20 protein-coding genes are annotated in these 21,941 nt (G+C 63.3%); 15 read left to right on the top strand and 5 right to left on the bottom strand.

Translation table 11 applies throughout. The annotated features are described in order from the left end of the window. Positions 1 to 195: 195 nt before the first annotated feature. Positions 196 to 1,161, top strand: a complete 966-nt coding sequence (trpS, locus tag DBW_RS04775; RefSeq protein ID WP_066725016.1) for a tryptophan--tRNA ligase — start codon at positions 196 to 198, stop codon at positions 1,159 to 1,161. Between the two features lie 132 nt (positions 1,162 to 1,293). Further along, positions 1,294 to 1,473: a hypothetical protein gene (locus tag DBW_RS04770; protein WP_066725013.1), complete on the top strand. Its 180-nt coding sequence runs from the start codon at positions 1,294 to 1,296 to the stop codon at positions 1,471 to 1,473. 6 nt (positions 1,474 to 1,479) lie between these two features. Here the strand turns inward: DBW_RS04770 and DBW_RS18045 are convergent, their stop codons facing one another. After that, positions 1,480 to 1,650, bottom strand: coding sequence for a DUF4177 domain-containing protein (locus tag DBW_RS18045; protein WP_082820182.1), 171 nt, complete (start codon positions 1,648 to 1,650; stop codon positions 1,480 to 1,482). A gap of 97 nt (positions 1,651 to 1,747) precedes the next feature. On the opposite strand from DBW_RS18045, the gene DBW_RS04765 reads away from it, so the two are divergent. The 6 genes from DBW_RS04765 (at position 1,748) to DBW_RS04740 (ending at position 6,430) form a co-directional block, all read left to right on the top strand. Then, positions 1,748 to 2,017: a hypothetical protein gene (locus DBW_RS04765; protein WP_066725009.1), complete on the top strand. Its 270-nt coding sequence runs from the start codon at positions 1,748 to 1,750 to the stop codon at positions 2,015 to 2,017. Between the two features lie 432 nt (positions 2,018 to 2,449). After that, positions 2,450 to 2,716, top strand: coding sequence for a DUF485 domain-containing protein (locus tag DBW_RS04760; protein ID WP_066725005.1), 267 nt, complete (start codon positions 2,450 to 2,452; stop codon positions 2,714 to 2,716). Positions 2,717 to 2,729: 13 nt separating this feature from the next. After that, on the top strand, positions 2,730 to 4,673 hold the full coding sequence (locus tag DBW_RS04755) for a sodium/solute symporter (protein ID WP_066725002.1): 1,944 nt from the start codon (positions 2,730 to 2,732) through the stop codon (positions 4,671 to 4,673). Positions 4,674 to 4,800: 127 nt separating this feature from the next. Continuing rightward, the gene (locus tag DBW_RS04750) at positions 4,801 to 5,412 is read left to right on the top strand and encodes a hypothetical protein (protein ID WP_066724998.1); all 612 of its coding nucleotides are present in this window, start codon (positions 4,801 to 4,803) and stop codon (positions 5,410 to 5,412) included. Between the two features lie 99 nt (positions 5,413 to 5,511). Next, positions 5,512 to 5,904: an RNA recognition motif domain-containing protein gene (locus DBW_RS04745; protein ID WP_066724996.1), complete on the top strand. Its 393-nt coding sequence runs from the start codon at positions 5,512 to 5,514 to the stop codon at positions 5,902 to 5,904. Between the two features lie 73 nt (positions 5,905 to 5,977). Next, on the top strand, positions 5,978 to 6,430 hold the full coding sequence (locus tag DBW_RS04740) for a YaiI/YqxD family protein (protein WP_066724993.1): 453 nt from the start codon (positions 5,978 to 5,980) through the stop codon (positions 6,428 to 6,430). A gap of 113 nt (positions 6,431 to 6,543) precedes the next feature. Here the strand turns inward: DBW_RS04740 and asnS are convergent, their stop codons facing one another. Then, complete coding sequence (gene asnS / locus DBW_RS04735) at positions 6,544 to 7,947, bottom strand: asparagine--tRNA ligase (protein ID WP_066724990.1); 1,404 nt, start codon at positions 7,945 to 7,947, stop codon at positions 6,544 to 6,546. A 170-nt stretch (positions 7,948 to 8,117) separates the two neighbouring features. Between asnS and DBW_RS04730 the strand changes: the two genes are divergently transcribed. Further along, complete coding sequence (locus DBW_RS04730; RefSeq protein ID WP_066724986.1) at positions 8,118 to 10,265, top strand: ATP-binding protein; 2,148 nt, start codon at positions 8,118 to 8,120, stop codon at positions 10,263 to 10,265. A gap of 92 nt (positions 10,266 to 10,357) precedes the next feature. Here the strand turns inward: DBW_RS04730 and DBW_RS04725 are convergent, their stop codons facing one another. After that, a complete protein-coding gene (locus DBW_RS04725) occupies positions 10,358 to 11,944 on the bottom strand; it encodes a peptide chain release factor 3 (RefSeq protein ID WP_066724983.1) in 1,587 nt (528 codons plus the stop codon). Positions 11,945 to 12,083: 139 nt separating this feature from the next. After that, the gene (locus tag DBW_RS04720; RefSeq protein WP_197463729.1) at positions 12,084 to 13,931 is read right to left on the bottom strand and encodes a sensor histidine kinase; all 1,848 of its coding nucleotides are present in this window, start codon (positions 13,929 to 13,931) and stop codon (positions 12,084 to 12,086) included. 298 nt (positions 13,932 to 14,229) lie between these two features. Here DBW_RS04720 and malQ point away from each other — a divergent pair, with 298 nt between their 5' ends. The 3 genes from malQ (at position 14,230) to DBW_RS04705 (ending at position 17,257) form a co-directional block, all read left to right on the top strand. After that, complete coding sequence (gene malQ / locus DBW_RS04715) at positions 14,230 to 15,729, top strand: 4-alpha-glucanotransferase (RefSeq protein ID WP_066724977.1); 1,500 nt, start codon at positions 14,230 to 14,232, stop codon at positions 15,727 to 15,729. A gap of 128 nt (positions 15,730 to 15,857) precedes the next feature. Further along, positions 15,858 to 16,622, top strand: coding sequence for a hypothetical protein (locus DBW_RS04710; protein ID WP_157471770.1), 765 nt, complete (start codon positions 15,858 to 15,860; stop codon positions 16,620 to 16,622). A gap of 176 nt (positions 16,623 to 16,798) precedes the next feature. Further along, a complete protein-coding gene (locus tag DBW_RS04705) occupies positions 16,799 to 17,257 on the top strand; it encodes a universal stress protein (protein WP_066724966.1) in 459 nt (152 codons plus the stop codon). A 13-nt stretch (positions 17,258 to 17,270) separates the two neighbouring features. Here the strand turns inward: DBW_RS04705 and uvrC are convergent, their stop codons facing one another. After that, entirely contained in the window at positions 17,271 to 19,115 is a 1,845-nt protein-coding gene (gene uvrC, locus DBW_RS04700) for an excinuclease ABC subunit UvrC (protein WP_066724963.1), read from the bottom strand. A 175-nt stretch (positions 19,116 to 19,290) separates the two neighbouring features. On the opposite strand from uvrC, the gene DBW_RS04695 reads away from it, so the two are divergent. The 3 genes from DBW_RS04695 (at position 19,291) to DBW_RS04685 (ending at position 21,920) form a co-directional block, all read left to right on the top strand. Then, positions 19,291 to 20,157: a hypothetical protein gene (locus DBW_RS04695; protein WP_066724961.1), complete on the top strand. Its 867-nt coding sequence runs from the start codon at positions 19,291 to 19,293 to the stop codon at positions 20,155 to 20,157. 84 nt (positions 20,158 to 20,241) lie between these two features. Further along, positions 20,242 to 20,784, top strand: coding sequence for a Crp/Fnr family transcriptional regulator (locus tag DBW_RS04690; RefSeq protein ID WP_066724959.1), 543 nt, complete (start codon positions 20,242 to 20,244; stop codon positions 20,782 to 20,784). Next, on the top strand, positions 20,781 to 21,920 hold the full coding sequence (locus DBW_RS04685) for an AI-2E family transporter (RefSeq protein WP_066724956.1): 1,140 nt from the start codon (positions 20,781 to 20,783) through the stop codon (positions 21,918 to 21,920). The genes DBW_RS04690 and DBW_RS04685 overlap by 4 nt, the downstream gene beginning before the upstream one ends. The last annotated feature ends 21 nt before the right edge of the window (positions 21,921 to 21,941 follow it).

Raw genomic sequence — 21,941 nt, 5'->3', positions numbered from 1 at the left:
AACCGATATGACAGCGACAACCTGAGCCTGGGCCAGTGGTGGTGGCGGACCTTTCCTTTGTGGTCTGCGCGCCCCTGACTCGTCGTCACGCTGCGGACCTCCCGGTCGGCGGCGCTCGCATCGAATCAAAAGCCGCGGCCCTGATGCCCGCGGCTTTTCTGTTAACCAGCATTCCTTTTTCCGAGGTGAACGAAAATGCGCGTCCTCTCCGGCATTCAGCCCTCCGGCTCCCTGCACCTGGGGAACTACTTCGGCATGATGAAGAAGATGATCGACTACCAGGAGCAGGAGGAGCTCTTCTGCTTTATCGCCAACTACCACGCCATGACCTCGGTCAGCGACGGCAAGGCGCTCGCCCAGGGGACCCTCGAGGCGGCGGCCAACTTCCTGGCGCTGGGGATGGACCCGGAAAAGAGCACCTTCTGGGTCCAGTCCGACCTCCCCGAGGTCCAGGAGCTGACCTGGTTCCTCTCGACCTTCACGCCGATGGGTCTGCTCGAGCGCTGCCACAGCTACAAGGACAAGATCGCCAAAGGGATCGCCGCCAACCACGCCCTCTTCGCCTACCCGGTGCTGATGACCGCTGACATCCTGCTGTTCCAGAGCGACAAGGTGCCGGTCGGCAAGGACCAGAAGCAGCACCTCGAGGTCGCCCGCGACATCGCCATCAAGGTCAACAATCACTACGGCGAGCTCTTCGTGGTGCCGGAAGCGGAGATCGACGACGAGGTGGCGACAATCCCTGGCATCGACGGCCAGAAGATGAGCAAGAGCTACGGCAACGCCATCGACCTCTTCCTTGAGGAGAAGGCGCTGCGCAAGCAGGTGATGCGCATCGTCACCGACCCGACCCCGGTGGAAGACCCGAAGGACCCGGATAAGTGCAACGTCTTCCAGATCTACCGGCTCTTTCTCGACAAGGCGGCGGAAAACGCGTTGCGTCAGCGCTACCTGGCCGGCGGGCTCGGCTACGGCGAAGTGAAGCAGGAGCTGTTCGAGACGGTGCGCGACTTCTTCGCTCCCTACGCCGAACGGCGCCGGGAGCTGCTCGCCGATCCCGACGGCATCCGCGCCACCCTCGCCAAAGGGGCCGAGAAGGCCCGATTTGTGGCCAGCAAGACGCTGCGCAAGGTGCGCAAGAAGGCGGGCCTCGTCTACTGAAGCGGAGAAGCCGCCGACAATCGGCGCCGCGCGCCTGTTGCGCCTTGCGTCGTCAGCGCCACGCTGTCATACTGGAGCGACCGGCAGCTTCCTGCGGACTCCCCCGCAAACCCCAGACAAAGGAGGTCGGTCATGGCCATCTACCGCAAGTGGTACTGCACTTGCTCCGGAATGCCGGTGGAACTTGCGCCGGCGCCCCCGGTTCTCGACGACGAGCCGGACGAGGTGGCCTGTGAACATTGCGGCGCCACCCCCTCCTCCGACCCGAAGAAGACCGTCATCTACCGCGACATCGAGGACTGGGAGGACTGAAACAGGCTAATCGTTACGATTGAAAAAGACGAAGGCCATGCTTGGGCGCCGGCTTCCTTCCTTGGTGACAAAGCGGATGTCGTCCAGGGTCCAACCGGCGCCGACCGCTTCGTTGAGGATCGTTTCCAGCGCCTCGTCGGTCACTGTGGTGGTTTCCACGACCTTGTATCTGAGCATCGGCAACTCCTTGTTCTGCACCGGGCCAAGCGCCCGCCTTGAAATGGGAACCTGACGGCCCACCGCTGTCATTTGTTTTTTGCATCAGGAGGATATCATGGCCATCGCCGGCAATCCCAAGAAATTGGCCCAGGACATCGCCGAAGGTTATTTCAACCTTTCGCCGCCGACCCTGAAGCAGTTCACCGGCGCTGACCTCAAGACCATCATCGTCAACCTCGGCATCGTCGCCCGCGAGCTGCGCGGTGAAAAGATCGCCAGCGAGGACGCCCTCGCCATCAAGGCGCGGAACATGAAGCTCTCCCGCCTCAACCAGACCGAGATGGTAATCCGCGCCTTCTGCAAGAAAAAACGGATTCCGATCTGACCTCCCCCCCCGAATGCCCGTCCCCACCCCCAGCCGGAAGTAAAAATTCCAGTCCTGTTGCATCCTTGACCGTTCCACAAAAAGCCGTTTGAGAATTTTCCATAACAGATCGGGAATGTTTTCCCCGATCACGCAAGATGGCGTTTACGGCATCAGATAGGAGATTTTTTCTCATTCCGGAATGCTCTGCAATATCAAATAAATGGTAAATTTTCATCCTGTCTGTGCGAGGTTTTCACGGAAGTTTTCTGTTGACAGGTTTTTATAACGACGTATTATGTTGCGAAATTTTTATCACAAGATAAGGCATTTTTTACCACAACGTCTTAAGCGAAAAATTACCGGCTGCTGCACATCCCGATCGTTCCCTCACGATCCGCGGCAGCATTTTATTGTTGGCCCCATTACCAGAGAGAGAAAAGGAGTATCACCATGGGACACGGACCCGCCGTCAAGCTGGGCAAGGATAATGCCTCCAGCTACAAAACCAGGCTCGGCATCTGGATGTTCATCGCCTACACCCTCGTCTATGCCGGCTTCGTCGTCATCAACGCCACCCGTCCCCACCTGATGGAAGAGATCGTCTTTGGCCAGACCCTCGCGGTCGTCTACGGTTTCGGCCTGCTTGGCCTCGCCCTGGTGCTGGCTGTCATCTACAACTCGCTCTGCAATGCTGCAGAAGCGCGTCTGAACAAGTAAGGGGGCGACGACCATGATCTACCATACTTCTCCGCTGGCCATCGGCCTCTTTTTCTGTTTCGTCGCCTTCGTCCTCGGCCTCTCCTTCTACCTGGCACGCCGCACAACCTCCTCGGCCGGCTACTACGCCGCCGGCGGCAACATCCACTGGTTCACCAACGGCATCGCCTTCGCCGGAGACTACCTCTCGGCCGCCTCCTTCCTCGGCATCTGCGGCATGATCGCCACCGCCGGCTTCGATGGCTGGATGTACGCCATCGGCTACCTCGCTGGCTGGATGGTCGCCCTGTTTCTGGTCGCCGAGCCGATGAAGCGCCTTGGCAAGTACACCTTCACCGACGCCCTCGACTCCAAGTTCAACTCCAAGGGGATCCAGCTGATGGCGGCGATCTCCACCCTCTGCGTCTCGGTCTTCTACCTGATCCCGCAGATGGTCGGCGCCGGCGTGCTGGTCAAGCCGCTCCTCGGCATGCCGCACTGGGTCGGCGTCTGCATCGTCGGCGTCGTCGTAACGATCATCGTCGCCACTGCCGGCATGGCCTCCACCACCTACGTCCAGTTCTTCAAGGGGGCCCTGCTCCTCATCGTCTCCACCGTGGTGGTCGTCGCCCTGCTGACCCGCGGTCTCTCCACCGATCCCAAGGGCTGGGGCGACCGTGAAGTCCATCATTTCCAGACCCTGAACGCCCAGGTAAACGCCGACGGCCTGCTCCAGGCCGGCGCCTACAGCTCTGCCGCCGGCTGGCAGCAGAACGATTTCGGCAAGGCCAACCTGGTGCGGATGAGCAACAACGGCGCCGAGTCGATCTGGCATTTCGCCAGCAACAGTGACGGCAGCTACACCCTCGATGAAACCCTCTTCGTCGAGACCAAAGCCGACGGCACCAAGCTCTACAACGGTGCCGAGAAGGGCGAAGGGAAGTTCTTCCCGGTCGGCCATATCAAGGAGCTCAAGATCGACGGCGAGTCGGTGGCGCAGACCGGGGCGGTCGGGCCCTTTGCCTTCCTCTCGGCGGTCAAGAACTCGACCATCGTCCTCTGGGGCAAGAAGTACGTCATCGACGGCGGCACCAAGTACGAGATCTTCTACCAGAAGCCGACCGCCGGCGCCCGCATCCTGCGCCCGGGCCTGAAGTTCAAGGTCGACAACGCCTCCGGAACCGAGAAGTTCAACTTCATCTCGCTGATGCTCGCCCTCTTCTGCGGTACCGCGGCGCTCCCCCACATCCTGATCCGCTACTACACCGTGCCGAGCCAGGCGGCGGCGCGCAAGTCGACCATCGTCGCTATCGCCGCCATCGGCTTCTTCTACGTGTTGACCCTCTTCCTCGGCGTCGGCGCCATGACCAACGGCGTCATCAACCTCACCGACAACAACATGAGTGCGCCCCTTTTGGCCCTCTCCTTCGGCGTGATTCTCTTCGCGGTGATTTCGTCGCTCGCCTTCGCCACCGTACTCGGCACCGTCTCGGGCCTGATCGTCGCGGCGAGCGGCGCCGTCGCCCATGACCTGATGGACAACTTCCTCGGCCTGCACATGACCGACGCCGGCAAGGTCAAGGCAGGCAAGATCGCCGCCGTCGTCGTCGGTCTTATCGCCATCTACCTCGGAATCGTCTTCGAGGGGATGAACGTCTCCTTCCTCGTCGGCTGGGCCTTCGCCGTGGCGGCTTCCGCCAACCTGCCGGCGATCCTGATGCTGCTGTTCTGGAAGAAGACCACCGCCAAGGGGGTGGCCGCCTCGATCTTCGTCGGCCTGACTTCGGCCCTCGGCCTGATCCTGATCTCCCCCGACATGTGGGTACGCTATGGCCTGCTCCCGGCCGATGCGCCGATCCAGATCAACAGCCCGGCGGCAATCTCGATTCCGCTCTCCTTCCTCGCCCTGGTCATCGTCTCGCTGCTGACCCAGAAGGACGCAGTCGTCGACAGTGTCAGCGAAGTCGCCGGCGCCTGATCTGCTTGCCGATTGCCTGCTGAATCTGTCATACTTTGGGGTCGCCGCCTGGCGGCCCCATTTTTCTGTCTTACCGCAGCACCCGGCCGCTGCAGGCAGGTCGGGTGTCAGCCCTTTCAGGAGAACCATGAAGCGTTTCCGTTTTACCCTGCTCGCCATCTGCATGCTGCTCCTCTGGCTCGGCTGGAACGACCTCTCGCTGATGCTGCGGAACCCCGAACCGCAGGTCATCCCCCTGGAGCAGTTGACCCGCAGCGGTCCGCCCCGGGACTGGCTGCAGGTGACCGGGGGTTACGAGGACCTGGCCGAGGCGATTTCCACCTCCGGCAGTCTCGAACTCGAGGCCTTCCTCGTCCCGCTCAAGAGCAGCCCCACCGACCCGACCTTTCAGGTCCTGGTTGAGACCCGCGATCCACGCATCCTCAACCTGTTGCAGACCTATTATTTCAAGCTCGACACCCCCGCCGCCCAGGAAGAGTTTCGCGCCAAGCATCGCCAGGAGTTCAACGGCCGCCGCGACATCACCGGCATGGTCGTCAGCGGTCTCGTTGCCGACGGCAACCGCGACAAGCTGATGTCCCTGGCCCGGCAATTGGGCATGAACGTTCCGGAGAACGTGATCTTCATCAGCGAAGGGAAGGAGCCCGGCACCTGGCGCGGTTTTCTCTTCATCGCCCTGGCCCTGGCCGGTTTGGTCAAGTTCGCCCTGATGGGGAAGCAGCAGCCGACCGCTTCCTGAACCGGCGCCGGCCAGCGTATTCCTGCTTGGATTGCCGGGTGGAACGCGCTATCTTGGCAGCAGGTTTACGGTAACCGGCAGCACGAAGGGGGAATACCCATGAGCAAGGACCTGTACGTCAAGCACCTCCCGCACGAAATGACCGAAGAGGAGTTGCGCAAACTCTTTGCCGTCGCCGGCAAGGTCTCCTACGTCTTTCTGGTGACCGATCCGGTCAGCGGCGAATCGCGCAACTGCGCCTATGTCAAGATGGCAAGCGAGGCCGAAGCAAAAGAGGCGATCAACTGCCTCGACGGCGCGCGCCTCACCGGAACCATCCTCGCAGTGGAGATCGCCCGGCCGCAGACGCCCGGGGGACCCAAGGGGGGCAAACGACCCGGCGCCGCCAGGAGTTCTGAAGCAACAACCGAGAAACGGCCCAAACCGGCGCCCGGCCGGCCCGCCGGCAAATCGAAACCGGCCCCGCGCGGCGGCGGCAGCCGGCGCCGCTGACACCGGACCCGCGCAATGCAGGCGTTGCGCCGACTACGGCCCAATTACCCTGCCCCCGCCAGGAGTTCCAAAGATGCAGATCTGGGTCGATGCCGATGCCTGCCCCCGCAGTGTCAAGGAAATCCTCTACCGCGCCGCCCAGCGCGTCGGGGTCTCCCTGATCCTGGTCGCCAACCAGCCGCTGCGCACCCCGCCATCCCCCCTGATCAGTTCCCTCCAGGTTGCCGCCGGGATCGATGTCGCCGACCAGGAGATTGCCGACCGGGTTCAACCGGGCGACCTGGTGGTCACCGCCGACATCCCGCTGGCCGCCGCGGTGATCCGTCGCGGCGGGCACGCCCTCAACCCGCGCGGTGAACTCTACACCAGCGACAACATCCAGGAGCGCCTCGCGGTGCGCAACATGCTCGACGAGCTGCGCGGCGTCGGCGTCGAGACCGGCGGCCCCGCCGCCCTCGGCCCCGCTGACCGGCAGGCGTTTGCCAACCAGCTCGACCGCTTCCTGCGCGCCGCCACCGGCCGCTGAGAGGCCCCTTCGCCACGCCCCAAAAAGCAGGCGGCGGAACCATCCGGTTCCGCCGCTTCCTTTTTGACAGCGACCGCCATTGGCGGTCCTGCGGGGTGAGCCTTGCAGCCGGATCAAAACCTGGCGCTTCCCGGGGTGCGCGGGAAGGGGATGACATCACGGATGTTCTCCATGCCGGTGACGTACATCAGCAGCCGCTCGAAGCCGAGGCCGAAACCGGCGTGGGGGCAGCTCCCCCAACGGCGGATGTCGCGGTACCAGTCGAGACTCTGCGGCTCGATGCCGACCGCGCGCATCTTCGCATCGAGCACCTCGAGGCGCTCCTCGCGCTGGCTGCCACCGATGATCTCGCCGACCCGCGGCACCAGCAGGTCCATCGCCGCCACCGTCCGGCCGTCGTCGTTGCGACGCATGTAGAAGGCCTTGATCGCTTCGGGGTAGTCGGTGACGAAGAGCGGCCCGCCGACATACTCCTCGGTGAGGAAACGCTCGTGCTCCGATTGCAGGTCGCTCCCCCAGGCGACCGGGAACTGGAAACTGCGGCCACTCTGTTCGAGCACCCGCACCGCGTCACTGTAGCTCATGGTGCGGAACTCGGCGGCGGCGAGGGTTTCGAGACGGGCGATCAGCCCCGGTTCGATGCGCTGGTCGAAGAAGGCGAGGTCTTCGCCGCAGTGGTCAAGAGCATAACGCACCAGGTAGCGCAGGAAGTCCTCGGCGAGAAGGCAGTCGGCGGCGAGGTCGGCAAAGGCCATCTCCGGCTCAATCATCCAGAACTCGGCGGCGTGGCGGCTGGTATTGCTGTTCTCGGCGCGGAAGGTCGGGCCAAAGGTATAGACATCGGAGAAGGCGGTGGCAAAGAGCTCCCCCTCGAGCTGGCCGGAGACGGTCAGGCCGGTCTTTTCGCCGAAGAAATCCTCGCGCCAGTTGACTGCGCCGTCGACCAGCGGCGGTCGCACCGGGTCGAGGGTGGTGACGCGGAAGAGTTCACCGGCCCCCTCGCAGTCGCTGGCGGTGATTATCGGTGTCTGCACGTAGAGAAAGCCGCGCTCCTGAAAGAAGCGATGGACGGCGAAGGCGAGGGCGCTGCGCACCCTAAAGACGGCGCCGAAGGTGTTGGTGCGCGGCCGCAGGTGAGCGATGCCGCGCAGAAACTCGAGGCTGTGCCGCTTTTTCTGCAGCGGGTAGTCCGAAGCGGCATCACCAAGCAGCGTCACCGATCGCGCGTGCAGCTCCCAGGCCTGGCCCGCCGCCGGGGAGGGGACGAGATCGCCGGTGACCGCGAGGCAGGCTCCGGTGCTGGCGCGGGAGACGGTCTCGTAATTGTCCAGCTCGGGAGCCAGCACCACCTGCAGCGATGCAAAGCAGCTGCCATCATTGAGCTCGACGAAAGCCAGCTCCTTGCCGCGCCGCAGGGTGCGCGCCCACCCCCTGACCCCGATTCCGCCCTGCGGCGCCGCGGTCGCGAGGACCTCGCGCACCCGCAACCATGCGCCAGCCTGATCTTCTCTTCCCATCCGCAACCTGCTCCTTTCCCGCGTGAAGTGGCCGAGCGACAGCCGCCGGCATGGAAAAACATTATTGACGATCGCCCCGCGGAGCGCAACGCCATCCCTTGTGACGTGTCTTTTATTTGTTATCGTTAATTTACCCTTGCCCCAATTTATCCTTCTGGAGAGAGTCGCCTATGGTCAGGGAGCCGGTCTCCACCTCCGACCCACGAATTCCCAGGCGCCTGCAGCGGAAGATCGTCAGCTATACCATTGGCTACACCCTGATCGCTCTGATCCTGGTCGCTGCCCTCAGCATATTTCCTCTCCGCGCCCATCTCCGGGAGTCGGCAGAAGCCAACCTGCAGGCCACCGGGCGGATCCGCGCGGTAGCGATTGGTGAATATGTCAGCCGTCTGTCCGATATCGCCCGCCAGATTACCAGCCGCAGCGCCATCCGCAACCGGCTGGCGGCCTTCTACGCCGGGGAGGTTTCCCGCGCCGAACTGGTGGCCTTCACCCGACCGAAGCTGGCGGATGCCTTGCACAGTTCGGTGGAGACCCTCGGTATCATCCGCCTGGACGTCGACGGCCAGGTGGTGGTTCGGGTCGGTCAGGAGTTTCCGGCCAGCGGATGGGAACTTCCTGCCGACGGCAGCCCTGCCCCGGTCATCAGCGGGCCGGTTCTCCTTGACGACGCGCCGGTGCTGGTGGTCGCCGCACCGATCATTGCCAGCGGAGAGAGGCGGTTGGGAACCGATTTGGTCCTCTTCGCCACGACCGCCCTGCAGCAGATCGTACAGGCTCCGGACGCCCTCGGCCAAACCGGGAGTTGCATGATCGGCGAGGTTCGCGGGGAGGAGGCGACCATTCTCTTTCCGGGACGTTTCGGCGATCAGCGACAGATCAACCAGCCCGCAGCCACTCCCGGCCAGGCGCGAGCTCTGCAGCAGGCCGCACGCGGGGAATCGGGTCGCCTGCTGCGGGTCGGGGAGAGGGGCAGGAGCCTGCTGGCCTACGCGCCGATTCCGGCCACCGACTGGGGTCTGCTGGTCACCATGGATCAGAGGGAGCTCTTCGCCGAGGGAAACCGCGAGCTCGCCGCGGTGGGACTGGCCGCTCTGCTGCTCTCCCTTTGTGGCGGGACGGGTATTTTCTTCCTCCTGCACCCGCTTACCAATCGTCTGCTCGCCTATTCCGAGTCCATGGCGGAACTCAACGCGGACCTGCAGCAAGAGATCGAAGGACATTCTCTGGCCTTGAGCAGGCTCCGGCGCAGCGAGCAGGAGTGGGCCCAGACCTTCGAATCGATTACCGATGCGGTAGCAATTGTCGATACCTGCGGCGAGGTGACCAAGATTAATCGTGCCGCCGCCGCGATTCGTAAAAAGGCTGCCGAGGCTGGAGTGTCGACGGTTTTTGGTTGCAGGGTCTTCCCCGGATTGCAACGCTACGAGGGGGGCTGCCCGTTCGAGCGCCTGATGGACAGCAAACATCCGGAATATTGTACCTTGCACCAGCAAGAGAGTAACCAGGACTTTCTGGTTTCCGTCTTCCCGGTGCTGGACCCGCAGGGGGAACTACAGGGGGCGGTACATATTGCCCGGGACATCACCCGGCAGAAACAGATGGAACGGCTCAAGGACGAGATGATCTCCTCGGTAAGTCATGAAATGCGCACTCCACTCACTGCCATACTCGGCTTTCTGGAGTTCATTCTGGAATACGCTCCCCCCCCGGAACAGCAACGCGACTGCCTGCAGACTGCTTACCACGAGGCCCAGCGCCTCAACGATCTGGTCAGCAACTTTCTCGACCTGCAACGCCTCAAGGCCAGGCTGGAAAGCTGCCGGATGGAACCGCTTGCCATCGCACCCCTGCTGGCGGAAGCGAGCCGCCAGTTCCCCTTTACCGCCGACAAGCATCCGATAGAGGTGGTCTGCCCGGATGACCTGCCGATGGTCTTCGGGGATGCTTACCGGATCGGCCAGATCCTGAAAAACCTGCTCGTCAATGCCATCCGCTTCTCGCCCAAAGGGGGGAGGATCACATTGGGCGCGACCGCAGGGCTAGAGGCTGTGACGGTTTGGGTGCGCGACGAAGGGATAGGCATTCCTCAGGAGGACCTGGAGCAGATCTTCTTCCGCTTTTACCGGGTCGACGACAGCGACCGGCGCATCCCCGGCGGCATCGGCCTCGGGCTGGCCCTGGTGCGCGAATTGGTTCTCGCCCATCAGGGACGGGTCTGGGCGGAGAGTATTCCGGGCGAGGGGAGCACCTTCTACTTCACCCTGCCGACTGTCAGGGAGCAGCCGTCTCAGTCGCCGCCTCCCCCGCCCCCTTGATGGACCGACATTCGCTGCACGAAAAAACGCCCCGGGGGTCCAGTGCTGGACCCCCGGGGCGTTTTTTTCAGGCCCGGTGCAGGGCATTAGCGTCAGCTGTGCTCGCGGGTCTTGAGAAAGGTGACCTTGGGCCACTGCTCGGCAACGAAACCGAGCCGCCACTCGCTCGGGGCGAGGTAGGTCAGGTTTCCTTCGGCGTCGTGGGCGAGATTCCCCTGGTTCTTCTTCTCGAATTCGGCGAGCAGCTTCCTGTCCTCACACTCGATCCAGCGGGCGGTGGCGAAATCGATCCCTTCATAGATCGCGTCGACGCTGTACTCGTTCTTGAGCCGGGCCATGGTGACATCGAACTGCAGCACGCCGACCGCACCGAGGATATAGTCGTTCCCCATCAGCGGCCGGAAGACCTGGACCGCCCCCTCTTCGGAGAGCTGCACCAGCCCTTTCTCCAGCTGCTTGGTCTTGAGGGGGTTCTTCAGCCGCACCCGCCGGAAATGCTCGGGGGCGAAGTTGGGGATACCGGTAAACTTGAGGGGCTCCTTGTCGGAGAAGGTGTCACCGATCTTGATGGTTCCGTGGTTGTGCAGGCCGATGATGTCCCCGGGCCAGGCTTCCTCGACGTTGGCCCGGTCCTGGGCCATGAAGATGGTGGCGTTGGCGAGGGTGACATCCTTGCCGATGCGGTGATGGCGCACCTTCATGCCGCGGCTAAATTTCCCGGAGCAGATGCGCAGGAAAGCAATGCGGTCGCGGTGCGCCGGGTCCATGTTCGCCTGAATCTTGAAGACGAAACCGGAGAAGGATTCCTCCAGCGGAGAAACCGGGCGGCTCAGCGTCGGCCGCGGGCCGGGTGGCGGCGCCAGGTCGACCAGGGCGTCGAGCAGTTCCTCGATGCCGAAGTTGTTGATACCGCTGCCGAAGAAGACCGGGGTCTGGTTCCCCTTGAGATATTCCTGCAGATCAAAGGGACTGGCCGCCCCCTCGAGGAGCTCGATATCGCCGCGCAGTTCATCGGCCTGGCTGCCGACCAGCTGGTCGAGTTGCGGGTCGGCCAGGTCCTTGATGACGATGGCGTCGTGCCGGCGGGTCTCACCACCGGGGGTGAAGAGGCGCAGTTCCTTGCGGTAGAGGTTGTAGACGCCACGGAAGCGCTTGCCCATGCCGATCGGCCAGGACATCGGGGTGCACTCGATCTGCAGCTTCTCCTCGATGTCCGAAAGCAGATCCAGCGGTTCGCGTCCCTCCCGATCGAGCTTGTTGATAAAGGTGATCACCGGGGTGTTGCGCATCCGGCAGACCTCCATCAGCTTCTCGGTCTGGGTCTCGACCCCCTTGGCCGAGTCGATCACCATCAGCGCCGAGTCGACGGCGGTCAGCACCCGGTAGGTATCTTCGGAGAAGTCCTGGTGACCGGGGGTGTCGAGAAGATTGATTTCGCAGTCGCGATGGCCGAACTTCATCACCGAGGTGGTGACGGAGATGCCGCGCTCCTGTTCGATGCTCATCCAGTCGCTGGTGGCGTGGCGGGTTGCCTTGCGGGCCTTGACCGCGCCGGCCATCTGGATCGCCCCGCCAAAGAGGAGGAGCTTTTCGGTGAGGGTGGTCTTGCCGGCGTCGGGATGGCTGATGATGCCGAAGGTGCGGCGGCGGGCGACTTCCTGCTGCAGTTGCTTGCTCACGGGGAACCTGGTCTCTCTCTTGCGTTGTCGGGGTGGTTACCGGAATAAAAAGCGGGCCGGATAACGGCCCGTGAAGACTGCGCGGATCATACCGCATCCGCCGGGGCGGGTCAATGCCGGTGGACGGAGAAGGAGGCAGCTATTCCGCCGGAGCGAGGGGGAGGGAGACGATCATCGTCGTCCCCTTGCCGATCTCGCTCTGCACCTGCAATTCACCGCCATGGGCGTCGACCAGGTGTTTCGCAACACTCAAGCCGAGCCCGGTCCCCCGGATCGCCGTATCGGAGGCATCGGCCCGGTAGAAGGTTTCGAAGACCCGGTCGGCCTGCTCCGGCGTCATGCCGATCCCCTCATCACTGACCCGGATCACGCAGCGGGACCCGCGGACCCCGGCAACGATCCGCACGGTTCCGCCCGCGGGAGAGTACTTGACGGCGTTGCTGAGGAGATTCTCCAGCACCTGTTCGACCCGGCCCGGATCGCCGATCAGCTCGATCTCCGCGCCGGCGATCTCCAACTCGAAAGGGTGCGATCCCTGCTGGCGGTACTGGCCGACCACGCGCTTGAGGATGTCGGTCAGGGCGAAGGGACGATGCTGCAGGTTGATCGATTGCCCGGCCTCGATGCGGCTGATATCGAGCAGATCGTCGACAATCCGCGACAGACCGATCGCCTTGTTGTAGAGATAGCCAAGGAATTCCCGTTGCTGCTCCTCGGAAAAGGCCCCGGCGGCCGCCGTCGAGAGGAGCTCCGAATAGCCGACGATGGTCGTCAGCGGCGTTTGCAGTTCGTGGGCCGCCATCGCCAGAAACTCGCTCTTCATCCGCTCCACCGCCCGCTCGTGGGAAACATCCTGGATGAGAATAATCATCCCGGGGCCGGCATCCTCCAGTTCACCGAGAAAGAGCTGGGAAGTTCGCCCCTGGAAGACCCGGGGCTGCTCCTGTCCCGGCGGCGCCAGTTCAAAATCGAACTGGTGAATCGTCTCCCCCACCGGCAATAGGCCGCAGACCGTATCGCGCAGGGTCGATGGCTGTAGCACTTCGCAGAGCGGGCGGCCGACGGCCTCCTGGTCGATGCCGAAGAGCACCTCCGCCGCCGGGTTGACGAGCAGGACCCGCCCCTCGCCATCGACGGCCAGCAGCCCGTCATCGACCGAGGAGAGGATGGCGTCGAGTTTCTGTTTCCCCTCCCGGGAATCTTCCAGCGCGCCGGCGAGGGCCATTTGCGCCAGGGTGCGTTCCGCAACCTCGGCGTTCAGCTTTTCGTTGGCAAGGAGCAATTCCCGGGTCCGTTCCGCCACCCGTCCTTCGAGCAGGTCATTGGCCCGGTACAACGCTTCCTCGGCCTCGGCCCGCGCCGTCAGCAGCTGACTCGCCTTGCGCGACAGCAGCAGCACTGCCAGTAAAAAGCCGCCGCAGATCAGGGCCAGGGGAATGAAGGAGTGGCGGGTGAGGAGAGCGACCCGTTGGCGACTGGCGGTAATGTCATAGTAAGTCTCGACCGCCCCCCGGAAGCGACCTGCACCCATGATCGGGACATAGGTCTCGACGACATCGGTCCGGACCCGTTGTCCCTCGGCGGTGTAGTCGTTTTTTTCCACCACCTTCGAATAACGTTGCCCGCGCGCCACGACATCCCGGAAGTACGGTTTAGCGTTGACCTCGCCGACCTCTTCGGGCACGGTGGAGTAAAGGATCGTCCCGGATGGACCGAAGAGCCGCAACTTGCGGAGCAGGGCATCGTCCTGCAACTGGCCGACCTCTTCGCCGATCAGTTCGGGAACGGAGCCCGGAGCGAGGTCCTGCTGATCGAGGTGCAGGGTCCGCACCAGATAGCGGGCAAAGCGCTCGGCTTCGTCTTCAGTCTCTTCGACCAGCAGTTCCTGGTAGGCGGGATGGATATAGAGAAGCTGGTAGAGCGGAAAGAGCCCGGCCATGAGAAAGGAGAGGATAAGGATTTTTTTCAGCAAGCTGTCTTTCGGCACCCCGGCCCCCGGCCCGCGAAGGGAAAATCGAACCATTTCGGAACAATGCGACTGTTGCCGAGTCTACTTTTTTCCTGATTAGGTCCGATTCTCAGCTTGATGCGGATCGCCCCTACAAGAGCCCAAGCCGTAGCGATGAATTGAACAATGGGGCCCCTACATATTGGATGCCCAAGCGCTCTCGCCCCTCAGCTGAGAATTAGGGCTAATCAGGACTTTTTTTGTATCCTTAAGCCAAGTTGATTTTTCCCACCCGGCTTAGCAGCGGCACCTGCCCGCCCCTTTGGAGAAATATTCTATGCAATTGCAGCGCTCCAGCGGCATCCTGCTCCATCCGACCTCCCTCCCCGGACCATTCGGCATCGGCACCCTTGGGCGCGAAGCCGAACTTTTCCTCGATTTTCTCGCCGCCGCCGGCCAGTCGGTCTGGCAGATCTTGCCCCTCGGGCCAACCGGCTATGGCGACTCCCCCTACAGCGCCTACAGCGCCTTCGCCGGCAACCCGCTGCTGATCTGTCCGCGCCAGCTGGTAACGGCCGGGGAGCTGCTCGCCGGCGAGCTGGAAGATTTTGGTGATAATCCGGAGCGTATCGACTTCGCCCGCGTCCATCGCCAGTCAAGGCGCCTCCTCGCCAGGGCCGCCAAGCGTTTCTTTGCCAGCTCCGGCGGCAAACGTCGACAGGCTTTCACCGAATTCTGCACCAGCCAGGCCTACTGGCTTAACGATTACGCCATCTTCCAGGCGCTGCGCCAGCACTTCGGCGGACAACCCTGGTACGAGTGGGAACCGGCGCTGCGCCACCGGGAAGAGGCGGCCCTGCAGCACTGGGGAGAAGCGCTGGCCGAGGAGATCAACGCCGAAAAATATGCCCAGTTCGCATTCTTCGACCAGTGGTTCAGGTTGCGCCAGCAGGCGACCGAGCGCGGCATCCGCATCCTCGGCGACATGCCAATTTTCGTCGCCCTCGACTCCGCCGATGTCTGGGCCAACAGCATCAATTTCCAGCTCGACGCCGAATTGCGCCCGACGGTGGTCGCCGGCGTCCCTCCCGACTACTTCAGCGCCACCGGCCAGCGTTGGGGGAACCCCCTCTACCACTGGGAACGGATGGCCGCCGACGGCTTCTCCTGGTGGCTCGACCGGCTGCGCTGGGCTCTGGCGCAGACCGACCTGGTCCGCATCGATCATTTCCGCGGCTTCGAAGCCTGCTGGGAGATTCCTGCCGCCGAACCGACCGCCGAGAATGGCAACTGGCGCGCCGTCCCGGGCGAAGCACTGTTCCAGCGCTTCGCCGAAGTCTTCGGCACGGTGCCGGTCGTTGCCGAGGACCTCGGCCTCATCACCACCGAAGTGGAGGCGCTGCGCGACCGTTTCGGCCTGCCGGGGATGAAGATTCTCCAGTTCGCTTTCGGTTCCGGCCCGGCCAACCCCTACCTCCCCCATAATCTCCAGCGCCACAGCGTCGTCTATACCGGCACCCACGACAACGACACCACCCTCGGCTGGTGGCAGGCCTTGGGGGAAGAGGAACGGCAGGCCGTCTGCGACTATCTCGGCCCCGGTACCCGGGAGATGCCCTGGGACCTGATCCGGCTCGCCCTGGCCAGCGTCGCCGAACTGGCGATCATCCCGGCCCAGGACCTGCTTGGCCTCGACAGCACAGCGCGCATGAACCGTCCCGGCCAGGCCGCAGGCAACTGGGGATGGCGGGCAAGCGCAGACTCCTGGAGCCCAGCGCTCGCGGCGCGCCTCGCCCGGCTCACCTCCTGTTATGGCAGAGAACCCGCCGCACGGTAATTGGTCTTGTACCCAATCCTGAAGATGTGCTAAGGTTCAAAACTGTGTGCATGGCGCTGAAACCAGGCGTCGCGAAGCCCCCGAATCCGGGTCGGAGACGACCCGAAAACCCTGCTGGAGGAATGCTCGTGAAAAACGCTCTGACACTTCTGGTGGCCGGCCTGATGGCCCTGGGCCTGGCCGTTGGCTGCAAAAACGAGACCCCGAAAACGGCCGAAACCCCGGCCCCGGCTACAGCCCCCGCGGCGGCACCGGCCGCCAAGGGAAAATCGGGTACCGTCCTCGAAACCATGAACTCGGGTGGTTATACCTACGTTCAGGTCGACACCGGAACCGAAAAAATCTGGGCTGCCGCCCCCGAGTTCCAAGTCAAGGTCGGTGACGCGGTCGTCGTTCCCGAAGGGATGGCGATGGCCAACTACCACAGCAAAACCCTCGACCGCGACTTCGAAATGGTCTACTTCGTCGATGGCATCATGGTCGGCGGCGCCGAGGCGATGGCCCAGGCTGCGCAGATGCCGGAGAATCACCCGGTCGCCAATGAGCGGACCAAAGTCGACGCGGCGCCGGTCGACCTCAAGGGGATCACGAAGGCCGAAGGCGGCAACACCGTGGCCGACGTCTTCACCAACAAGGAGCAGCTGGTTGGCAAGGAAGTCAAGATCCGCGGCAAGGTCGTCAAGTTCAGCCCCGAGATCATGGGTAAGAACTGGATTCACCTGCAGGACGGCACCGGCGCCGCCGGCAGCAACGACCTGACCGTGACCACCAACGTCGCGGCCAAGGTCGGCGACACCGTCCTGGTTGTCGGCAAGGTCGTCGCTGACAAGGATTTCGGCTATGGCTACAAGTACGATGTGATTCTTGAAGATGCCCAGGTGACGGTCGAGTAACAACCGACCAATCACCCAGAACAACGAAACAGCAACGGCCCCCGGCAATCCCGGGGGCCGTTGCTGTTTTGGGCCCGGCGCCGAGGGGCCGGGAATCGGTTGACTCTCGCGACAGTAGCGATACCCTAAAGATAAAGGACTAAAATCAATAACCTTTTTCAAAGGGAGGTTGCCAGATGACCGGATTCGAACGGATTCTCGTCGTCAGTCGCATGACCCAATACTGTCGCGAAGCTGTTGAACAAGGGATTTCCCTGGCCAGAAAGTACGGCAGCGAGCTTTACGTGATCCATGTCGTCCACAACCCCTTCGGCTACGAAGGCTGGAACCTGCCGATCGTCTCGCTGGAGAAAGACTATCAGCGGCTGCTGGCTGGGACCAAGGCCGACCTCGATCAGCTGGTCAAGGCCGCCAAGGATGAAGGATTGCCGGTAACCGTGCTGATCCGCGAAGGTGAACCTACCGCCGAGATCGTAGCGGCGGTAAAAGCACATCAGGTTGACCTGATGATCATGCTCGCCCACGAGGAAGGGCGCCTGGAGCATTTCCTCTTCGGGCGCAGCAACGATGACCTGGTGCGGCGCATGCCCTGCTCCATCATGCTGGTCAAGAAGGAGCCACAGCCCCTCGGTTGAAGACTGCAAAGCGCTAAGGCTTCCCGCCGGTGGGCGGATGGAGCACCCGGTAGACGGCCCGGGCGACCGTCTGGGGAACCCCGGGGACGGCACAGAGAGCCTCCTCGGTCGCCTCCCGCAGCTTCTGCAGGCTGCCGAAATGGCGCAGCAGGAGACGGCGGCGGCGGGCGCCAACGCCGGGGATTTCTTCCAGTACCGAGTGGAGTGCGCCCTTGCCGCGCAGTTTGCGGTGATAGGTGATGGCGAAGCGATGGGCCTCGTCCCGCAGGCGTTCCAGCAGGAAGAGGGGGGGCGACCCCTGCCGCAGCAGGACCGGGTTTTTTCGCCCGGGAAGAAAGAAGCGTTCCTCGCTGCGCTCCACCGCGCTGCCGCCGACATTGGCGATCACCCGGCTCTTGGCAATCCCGACCAGGTCAACCACTCCGGCCAGCCCCTCCGCCGCAAGGACCGCGGCTACGGCCGAGAGCTGCCCCTTGCCACCATCGATCAGGATCAGGTCCGGGAGTAGTCCCTCTGCCTTCCCCCGCTGCAACCGCCGCTCCAGAACCTCGGCCAGAGCGGCAAAGTCGTTGCTCCCCGCCACGCTGCGGATCCGGTAATGGCGATATTCGCCGGGGGCCGGTTCGCCGTCGAGGACCACGGCCATGCTCCCCACAGTATGGGTTCCCTGGACATTGGAAATATCGAAGCATTCCATGCGCCGTGGCAAAAGCTGCAGGTGCAGACGATCACGAATCTCTTCGAGGACCCGTTCCCGAGCATCGAGACGGCTGCCACGCTCGCGGAACGATTCGGCGGCATTGCGGTCCGCCAGGTCGACAAGTCGCCGTTTTTCGCCCCGGCACGGAGCCGTGACCATCACCTTGCGCCCCTTGCGTTCACCGAGCCATTCCGCCAGGGCCGCGCTGTCCTCCGGCAGAAAGGGGAGCAGCACCTGGTCCGGGATCAGCACCTCGCGACCATAGAATTCCTGCAGGAAGGAGGAGAGGAGCTCGCCCTCGTCGAGGCGCCATTCGAGCCCGTACTGGCGCCGACCGATAAGCTTGCCGCCGCGGACAAAGAGGAGAACCACCTCCACCTCCCCTCCTTCGCGATGCAGGCCAACCACGTCCTGGTCACCGCCGCCGGCCGCTACCACCTTCTGTTTCTCCACCGTCTGAAGGATCGACCCGATCTGGTCGCGCAGCCGGGCGGCCTCCTCGTAGCGCAGCTCGGCCGCCGCCAGCGTCATCCGGGCGCGCAACTGATCGATCACCTGCCGTTCGCGCCCGGCGAGAAGATCGGTCACCCCCTTGACCAGCTGCTGGTAATCGGCCGGGCTGATCAGCCCGTGGCAGGGGGCGCTGCACTGGCCGATCTGGTGAAAGAGACAGGGCCGACCGCGCCGCCGGCAGGTTGCCAGGGGGTGATGCCGCAGGGGGAAGATGCGGTAAATTTCCTTGAGGGTTTCTCGTACCGCGGTGGCCGAGGCATAGGGACCGAAATAGTAGGCGCCGTCCTTGCGGACCTTGCGCACCACCTGCAGGGTAGGAAACTCTTCCTGCGGATCGAGGCGGAGCGAGACGTAGGTCTTGTCGTCGCGCAGGTCGATATTGTAGCGGGGGCGGTGTTCCTTGATCAGGGTATTCTCAAGGATCAGGGCCTCCTTTTCGGTATCGGTGAGGATCGTCTCGATCCGGGCCAGCCGGCCGAGCAGAAAACGGATCTGGGCGCGCTCATCGCGGCCGGAAAAGTAGCTCCGCAGCCGGGTCCGGAGGTTTTTCGCCTTGCCGACATACAGCACGGTTCCGGCCGCGTCGTACATCAGGTAGACGCCGCAGGCAGTGGGGTATTTCCGTGCATCGAGAAGATCACTCATTCCTGCACTCCGGCCATGCTGGCCCTGCCAGCGATTGCGGCCCGAGAATAGCAGCGCGCCGCAAAGAGTGTCAACTGCCGCCGCTGTCCCTTGTCCCCCCCGGCGACCGCGCTATACTTTCGTTGAGATCCACGCCATCCCTGGCGCAATCCTCGACCCTTTTCCGGAGGCTGCCATGACCCGCCTGCTCGTTCTGCTGCTGCTGTTCGCTCTCCCCCTGCCGGCCCGGGCCGGCTTCGACCCGGTGCTCCTTGAGCAGATCGGCAGCAACTACCGCTCCAGTCAACCCGGACTCGAAAGTTACGCCGTCACCGTCAGCACGCCGAAGGTCGGCGAGATGATCACCCAGATGACCAGCAGCCTCCCGGCGGAAGTCCCGCGGCCGGAAGTTCCGGTGCTGACCAAGTACTGGTCGCGGGCGGTGATGGCGAGCGTCGTTCTCGCCGAAGGGAAGAACCTGCAGCCAACCATGCAGGAAATGGTGGAGCGTTTTTCCCGGGAGTTTGCCGTCGACCTGCCGCTCTCCCTCTTCCCGCCCAGCCGTGCCATTGACCGCGCTGACTGGCTCAGGCAGGGGACGGTCGAGGTGACCGAAACCCGACTCGATGGCCATCGCCGACTGGGCGTCCGGCTGCGCTTTGCCGGGCCGGTCAATCTCGACGGCGCTTTCTTCGGCCGCTCCCTCCCGGTACCACAGAACAATCTGACCGAGCTTAGCTTTGACCTCGACCCCGACCTCAGGCTCCTCTACCAGGTCGATTTCGTTTCCGCCGCCAACCAGCACATCAGCATGGAGATCCGCCACCAGGAATTTTCCGGAAAAATGCTGCCGACCGAGGTGCGCGTCACTTCTCCAGACGGGCGCATCGACGACCACCTGCAGACGGAAATGGGCCGGGTTCAGAGCTTCTGGCTACCGGTGCGGCAGGTTCGCAGCACGGTCCGGCCCGAGCGCAAGGAGACAGTGACCGTCACCTTTTCCGGCTACCGCCTCAACCTGCCACTCCCGCCGGCCGTGCTGCAGCGGCTCGGTGGCTACTGACCCTGGAAGGATGCAATTTCACTGGCCAACCGGCGGCGAAACGCGTATAATTGCGTTTTATTATTCCCCTTGGGAGGGTCGGCAGTGAACCCGCTCTGGAGCAATATCTTCCGCAAGACTCCCGCCGAGGAATCCCTCGGCGGCTTTCTCAGCACGGTGCCGGTCTTTGCCGGGCTGGCGGGTCGGGATCTCGGTTTCCTGGAAAACCTGGTCCACCTGCGCCGCTACCATCCCGGCGAGACCGTCTTCAGCGCCGGCGATCCCGGTTCGGGGATGTACGTTATCCGCAGCGGCCGCGTGCAGATTTTTCTGCACCATGACGACGGCCGCGAAGAGGAACTGGCGCAGCTTGGTAGTGGAGATTTCTTCGGCGAAACCACCCTGACCGCCCCGGCGGTCCGCAGCGCCTCGGTCCGGGTCCTGGAGCACACCGAGCTGATCGGCCTGTTTCGCGCTGACCTCCTCGAGGCCGCCCAGAAACACCCCGCCATCGCCAACCGCATCCTCTTCGGGCTGACCCGGGTGGTCAGCGAACGGCTGCAGGCGGCGGGCCAGGAAATTTCCCGCCTGCGCCTCCTGCTCGCCGAGCAGGAAGCCCGCCTCGCCACCCAGCCTGCCGAAACATGAAGGCTTCCGAGCAGTTCCTGAAACAGCGCCAGGGCCGGGTCCATTATCTTCTCTTTTACCTGAGCATGACCGCGGCAATTGCCAGCGGCCTCGCGATCTATTTCTCGGCATCGACCATTCTCGAACTCGCCAGGGACGCGACCTCCGGGCTGCTTCTTCCGCTGCTCCTCTCCCTGATCTTCACCTTCCTGCTGCAACCCGCAGTCAGCTTTGTCGAACGGGAGGAGATCAGCCGCTCGACGGCGATCCTGCTCGTCTACCTGCTGCTCACCATCGCCGGCAGCCTGCTGACCAGTCTCTTCATTCCCAAGTGGCAGCAGACCTGGGCATCGATCCAGATCGACCTGCCCCGCTACACGGCGATGCTCGGCTCCGCCCTCAAGGAGTTGCAGGCCACTCTCCTGGCCCACTTCCCACTGATGGAGAATTACGACCTCGCCGGCCGTTCGCGGCGCTCCGTCGAGCAATTCGTCGCCCAGCTCCTGGTGCAGTCGCCGCGCCAGGCGCTGCGGCTGGGCAGCCTGATTTTGATGGTGCCGCTCTTTACCTTCTTCTTTTTGCGTGACGGCCGCAAAATCATGCGTACCTTTATCGCCCTGGCGCCGAACCGTTATTTCGAAATGGCGCACGACCTCTCCGCCCTCGTCACCCGGCAGCTCTCTCACTTCATCCGCGGCCGCATCCTCGAGGCGGCGATTGTCGGCCTGGTGGTCACCATCGGCCTCTCCTTCACCGACATCCGCTATGCGATCTTCCTCGGCGTCTTCGCCGGGGTCACCAACCTGGTCCCTTATATCGGGCCGCTCATCGGCATGGTCCCCGGCCTGCTCATCGCCCTGGTCGATCTCGGCATGGGCGGCCAGTTCTGGTGGATTGTCATCGTCTACTTCCTCATCGCCCAGATCATCGTCGACAACTTCCTGCTGATCCCGATCCTCATCTCCCGGGTCTCGAACCTTCATCCCATCTGGGTGATTATCGCCATCGTCATGGGGGGAAAACTCTACGGGGTGCTGGGGATGATCATCGGTGTACCGGTGGCCAGCATCCTGAAAATCGTCATCATCGAAATCCGCCAATACCGTCGGGCTTTCGCCCTCCCCGACCCTGTCGCCGAAAGCGAGCGCCACCCGTGAACTTCGCGCCGCCGCGCCCTT

It is taken from the genome of Desulfuromonas sp. DDH964, assembly GCF_001611275.1.
Taxonomy (GTDB): Bacteria; Desulfobacterota; Desulfuromonadia; order Desulfuromonadales; family DDH964; genus DDH964.
The sequence above is the reverse complement of the archived record's forward strand: the minus strand, read 5'-3'. Positions and strand labels throughout refer to the sequence as shown.